General features: G+C 46.4%; 5 protein-coding genes and 1 pseudogene. 2 read left to right on the forward strand and 4 right to left on the reverse strand.

Features of this window, described 5'->3' with window-relative positions; all coding sequences use genetic code 11:
• Positions 1-148: 148 nt before the first annotated feature.
• From AC3A8L_RS19380 to AC3A8L_RS19395, 4 genes are all read right to left on the reverse strand, one after another.
• The gene (locus tag AC3A8L_RS19380; RefSeq protein WP_487963921.1) at positions 149-1,267 is read right to left on the reverse strand and encodes an HD-GYP domain-containing protein; all 1,119 of its coding nucleotides are present in this window, start codon (positions 1,265-1,267) and stop codon (positions 149-151) included.
• Between the two features lie 166 nt (positions 1,268-1,433).
• Positions 1,434-2,918, reverse strand: coding sequence for a phospholipase D-like domain-containing protein (locus AC3A8L_RS19385; protein WP_487963922.1), 1,485 nt, complete (start codon positions 2,916-2,918; stop codon positions 1,434-1,436).
• A gap of 65 nt (positions 2,919-2,983) precedes the next feature.
• Positions 2,984-3,199, reverse strand: a complete 216-nt coding sequence (locus tag AC3A8L_RS19390) for a (2Fe-2S)-binding protein (protein WP_487963923.1) — start codon at positions 3,197-3,199, stop codon at positions 2,984-2,986.
• 360 nt (positions 3,200-3,559) lie between these two features.
• Positions 3,560-3,766, reverse strand: coding sequence for a cold-shock protein (locus tag AC3A8L_RS19395; protein WP_019529385.1), 207 nt, complete (start codon positions 3,764-3,766; stop codon positions 3,560-3,562).
• 783 nt (positions 3,767-4,549) lie between these two features.
• Here AC3A8L_RS19395 and AC3A8L_RS19400 point away from each other — a divergent pair.
• Together AC3A8L_RS19400 and AC3A8L_RS19405 are read left to right on the forward strand one after the other, a co-directional pair.
• On the forward strand, positions 4,550-4,906 hold the full coding sequence (locus tag AC3A8L_RS19400; protein ID WP_487963924.1) for a two-component regulator propeller domain-containing protein: 357 nt from the start codon (positions 4,550-4,552) through the stop codon (positions 4,904-4,906).
• 276 nt (positions 4,907-5,182) lie between these two features.
• Positions 5,183-5,287 (forward strand): annotated as a pseudogene (locus tag AC3A8L_RS19405) (hypothetical protein); the annotation flags it as partial.
• Between the last annotated feature and the right edge of the window lie 171 nt (positions 5,288-5,458).

The raw sequence follows: 5,458 nt of genomic DNA on the forward strand, positions 1-5,458 counted from the left end.
AAAGTCACCTTGAAAGGGCTGGTCATTAGGGTAACGCATGGAGCAGTTACCGAGGTATGTAACGCTTTGAGCAACGAAGGTAAGGATGTCGAAATCAAGCATTAGCGGATGAAATATTGTTTCCTCGCCCCTTATTTAGTGCTCGCCCCTAAATATAGCCCAACCGTAATTCTTTACGAATCATATGGTTAAAACACTGCACCCACAAACCCTCAAATTCGGTATCAATTCGCGCATTAATAGCCGAGACCGCACGCACCGTTGAACTACGACGCTCCGCATCCACACTACCATTCGTTAACGCAAAAAAACTGTCTAGAATTTTAAGTATTTTTGCTCCGGGGTGTATTTCCTCCCCCGTTAATCCATTAGGGTAACCCGAACCATCAACGCACTCGTGGTGCTCTTTTATAATGGTTGCCGCCTCTTCCCAGCCCGGCATTCGCACTAAATACTGGTAACCCCAATCGGAGTGGCTTTGAACCGCGTCGCAATTTATTACGTTTGCCGGCAGGCGATTACTCCGCGTCTCTGAAGGGGCAAACATCATTCCAAGGTCATGCAAATAAATTGCCGCCGCAAACTGCTTGGAATCCACTTGCCGCCCCGAGATCTCGTTCATTTTCATGGCCCAGTCGTAAAGCTGAATACTTCGGCCAAAATAAGACGGTTCTATATTATCCAGCGCCAACGCCGTGAGCTGAAAGAAAGTGAGGTCTCTCACTTTAAGGTCGGTTTCGGAACATAACTCTAACTGGTGAATATGCTGGTCACAATTAACGATAGGACTTGCCGACAACACGGCTCCCTCATCAGCAACACCGGCACCTAAAAACTGTAATGTGCTTAGCGCAATCTCAACAGCATTGCCTTCATTGGCCAAAGCTAGCGTGTGGTACCGCAATTTAAGTTCATCAATACTCAGGTTATCAAAACGCTTATCGAGCAATTCCTGCTCATGGATATCCCTTAACCGATCCATGCCGATCAGTAGGGTTTCCGCAACTTTTTCACTGAGCGGGAATTTCCCCGAGCGAAGAGACTCTGCGACCTCTTCGATAACATGCGCAAAATCGACAACCGGCTGAACCCCCATCAAGCCAGCATTGCCTTTTACATTGTGTATTGCACGAAATAGCCGATTGAGCATAGCGCCCCCGCCAGTAGGCGCGGCACCGGCTAGCGAGCTAATCAGGCAGGCTTCTACCTCGGCATGCAAGTCTTCAAAAGCTTCGAGGAGGTCTTTTTTACTCTCATCATCTAACATCGTTGGCCCGCGGCAGTACTACGCACATATAAGTTAACAGGTTTGTTTTTGGATAACTTTATGAGTATAGACAGACTCTACGAGGCGGGACGAATGAATCACGGTTATGCCCCCCCGGTGCAGCCATTGCAGGCAGCACCGGGGCCCAATCACACAATAGGGCGAGCTATAAAAGGCGCCCAATTGGCAACACCCGATAAAACCAGAGCTTCACACGCTTGCCAAAAGCCACTTCTTTATCAGGGTTATATTCAAGCGTTATCTGCCAGCTATTTTCAGGCTGAATATCCCTTAGAATACTTTGCTGTAACTGAGCACCCAACACCGGATTGTCGATTAAAACGCCAACCTCGGTATTGAGGTTAGCCGAGCGTGGATCTAGGTTAAACGTGCCGATAAAAATCGTATTGTCATCAATCACCATACTTTTAGCGTGAATGGCAAAGATAGGATTTTTATCTTTTAACTCGGGGTATCGATCGATCAACTCTTGCTGGTTTTCGGGGTGCGGTTTAAATTCGTACAGCCCAACCCCCATCTTCAATAACTTTTTTCGCTGTTTTGCGTAACCACTAAAGGCCATTAAGTTATCCGTAGAGGCCAAAGAGTTCGTTGATATATCAACACTAACACCTTGATCTAACAAGCCTTGTAACAACGCCATACCTTCTTCAGGGAAAACAAGGTATGGGCTTTGGATAAGTACACGCTGCTTCGCCGCGATAAGTTGCTCGGCTAAATACTGCGTCGATTCGCCACCGCCCGCTAAAAATTCACTGCCATCGTTTTTACCCGGCACATCACTAATGTAGCGCACATCCCCCCACTGCATGCCGTTAAACATGGCCGCAAAATGTTGGGGTAAATTGTTGAGCATCTCACGCACTAGCGGTGAAAAATTAGCGTCATCCTGCGCATAAGCATGTAAAGCATCTACATGTAATTTAATTTGGGCATCATTAATCGCCGCCACTTCATCCACAAGTATGTCCGCAACATTCACCGAGAGAGGGCTCTGCCAAAACTCATCAAAGTTAATGCTCATATCACCTACAGCGCGCCCTACCAATAGAATATCGCGATCCCTAAAATTATAATCATGATCGTAATCGAAATATTCGTCCGCCATATTACGCCCCCCCGTGACACCAATCACGCCATCAAAAATAGCGGCTTTGTCGTGCATACGCTGATTAGCGCCATGGAAGTTCGTTAACAAATTTTTAACCCGCCGCCAAAAGGAAACCCCAACCGAATGCTGCGGGTTATAGATTTTTATCGAGACATTCGGGTGTGCCGCTAAGATTAAAAGCGTCTGACTCTGCGCATCGACCAATAAGTCATCAACAATCACACGGACCTTTACGCCCCGCTGCGCCGCACTTAACAGCGCCTCGCCAGCCAAAATACCGATATTGTCCGTACTCCAAATAAAGTACTGAACATCTATGGTTTGCGTGGCGTTCTCGGCTAACCAAGCACGGCTAATCAAAGCCTCTTCACCCTTCTCTAATATATAGCTACCGGTTTGAGTCTCAACTTTATCGCTACATGGGCTGCAAAACTGATCCAGTTGATCAATGAGCGAAGTCGCCCCATAAGCCTTAGCCATTAACGTCATAATCAGTATCCCTATGATTAGGTATTTCATTGTTTTCCTATAATGTGAGAAATGCATTGTTAACGGCTTGTAATCACCATTAGATGAGGGACCGTTTATTTCAAAATACACTCAATCAAGCGCTTTACTTGCTGACTGCAGCAGCCGTTACCATCTGTAGCATAGGTTTCGCTGCGAACCATTTCGAGGGTATTAGCGCCACGCGCGATAGCATTGATAACGTCGATTTTAAGCACCTCGTTACATACACAAAGGTTACTATCTAAATCTTTTTTCAATATTTCAGGAAGTTTATCTAAAGGGTTCGTCATTGTTTCTTTTGCCACATACCTATCAAAATTTAGCATCTATTGCATACAAATTTTACTGTGTCTTATCGACTTGGAAAACAGCGTATTCACGCTCACAGACCACTCAACATGGACGCGTAATACTTAAATGGACGAAAAATAGAATTTTTGGAGGGGGTATTTAAAGAGTATTACACCGAGGAATGTTGCATTTGGAGTAACACTGAGAGAAAACACGCTTGATACGCCTTCGCCCCTAATAATGATTGGTAACAAAGTGCTCAGCTTCATTTTTAAGTGACTGATTGTGGGCTTTGCAGCATACAATCAGTCACCATCAAACTTAACCAAGCACTTTGCTATGTTATTTAAACCAAAGGTTTAAATAGGTACAACCTTGTTAGCACATGGACCTTTTTGGCCTTGTCCTACTTCAAACTCAACGGCTTGGCCGTCGTTCAAAGTTGCGTATCCGCCACCAGCTTGAATTTCTGAGTGATGAACAAACAAATCTTTGCTTCCGTCTTCAGGAGTAATAAAACCAAAACCTTTGTCCGCGTTAAACCACTTAACAGTACCTTTACTCATAATGCTTTCTTCTTTGATGCGGTGAACAATGAATGACTACATTCGCTATCACCATTACGAATGCAGCTTTTAAGTTTTTTGCACAAGCGGCTAGTGGCTTACAGCATACTTGACCGTGTTTCCGACCAAGCCAGCCACCCAACCTTAGAGGTATCGGCATAATACAGCCAAAACGACGACGCCTCGACTGTGAGATAAACCGAAACATCTCAGCATACGGAGCGATTAGCTCCACAAACCAAAATATAACACCCCTAGACGCCTTATGATACATAGCCTAGATAGCAGTGCTAGCATTACACCGCGATAAAAAGACGGAATCTGTGCCTATTTGGCATTTTATTGAACATATCGATCACTTGTGGCGCCTCTTTCAGCAAGACTTTTGCCCTCCCCCTTACCCTAGCCTCCCCTCATACCGGAGCGGCACAGCCGGTTGCGCCTGAAAACACCAAAGACCTATTAGCTCAACGCCTTACCCAAAACCAAAACAGCTAAGGGGCGAGGCAATAATAGTTTGTCCAACTAGACGAGGGCGCCTGCTTTCTCAGCAAGGCGCTCGAGGGGGCGCATGCCGGGGCATGTAACGCTTAGAGCAACGCTGCTGAGGAAGCAGGAGGCAAGTATTGTTGGATAAAGTATTTTTTCCTCGGCCCTAAGACAAGCTAGATGCCATTGAAGATCTCATCTTCGCCCACAAAAACTATATGGCTAGCGACAGAGGCCGGCCTAAAGCGCTTTGATGGCGACCGTATTCAGCATTTTCGGAGCATGGCCTAAGCAGTGAGTGGACCACGCCCCTTGCCGTTGACCATGAAGGGTGATACTTGGGCCGGTACTAGTCGCGACCTTAACCACTTATCACCAAAGGATCATACTTTTACTCACTACCTTACCCGTGATTACGTAAGTGATGCTATCAAGGCCAACCGCCCCCCCTTGCCCAGCCACTATTATAACGGCGTTGCGCGATTCAATGTCGAACACAAACCGATCGATCACGGGCAAACCGGCCCTGACGGCCTATCCAGTAATTTTGTCACAACACTTTTTGAGGATAACCAATCTAATATTTGGGCTGGCTATAAAAGCACAGGATTAAGCCGATGGAACCGCGACCAACGCAGTTTTACCATTTGAGCCAAAAGCCTGACACCGCAGCAGCCTATGTCACGACGATGCCCGTGCCATCAATAAAGGGCCGAGTTCGCCTATAAACTGGAAAAGCATGAGACCATTGCACTTGGCAATGGCTGAGCATAGAAACGGTCAACATCGAGAATAAAAAGCTACTGTGCTCTCGCCGTAAAAGGTACCGGTAAGGGCATTCATGAAAACGATTTCCAAAAACTCTTTACACGCTTTAAGCAGGTCGACCAGGAAACCAAAAATATCCATGGTTAAGGTACGGGTCTAGGCCTAGCGCTTGTCGACGAATTCACCAACCTACACGGTGGCTTTGTGCATTGCACCAGCAAGCTAAATGAAGGCAGTACATTCACCGCTTATTTACCGATATAAGGGACGAGGCAATAATAGTTTATCCAATTAGGCGAAGAGGGCCTGCAGGGAAGCAGGTTGTAAGAATAACGCAGGAGCGGTTATCGAAGCGGCTTTCTTATAGAGGCGCTTAAAGTGGCGCATGCCGGGGCCTATAGGACATAGGTCAGTAGGGTAACGCATGGAGCAGTT

The organism is Marinagarivorans sp. (genome assembly GCF_982758155.1).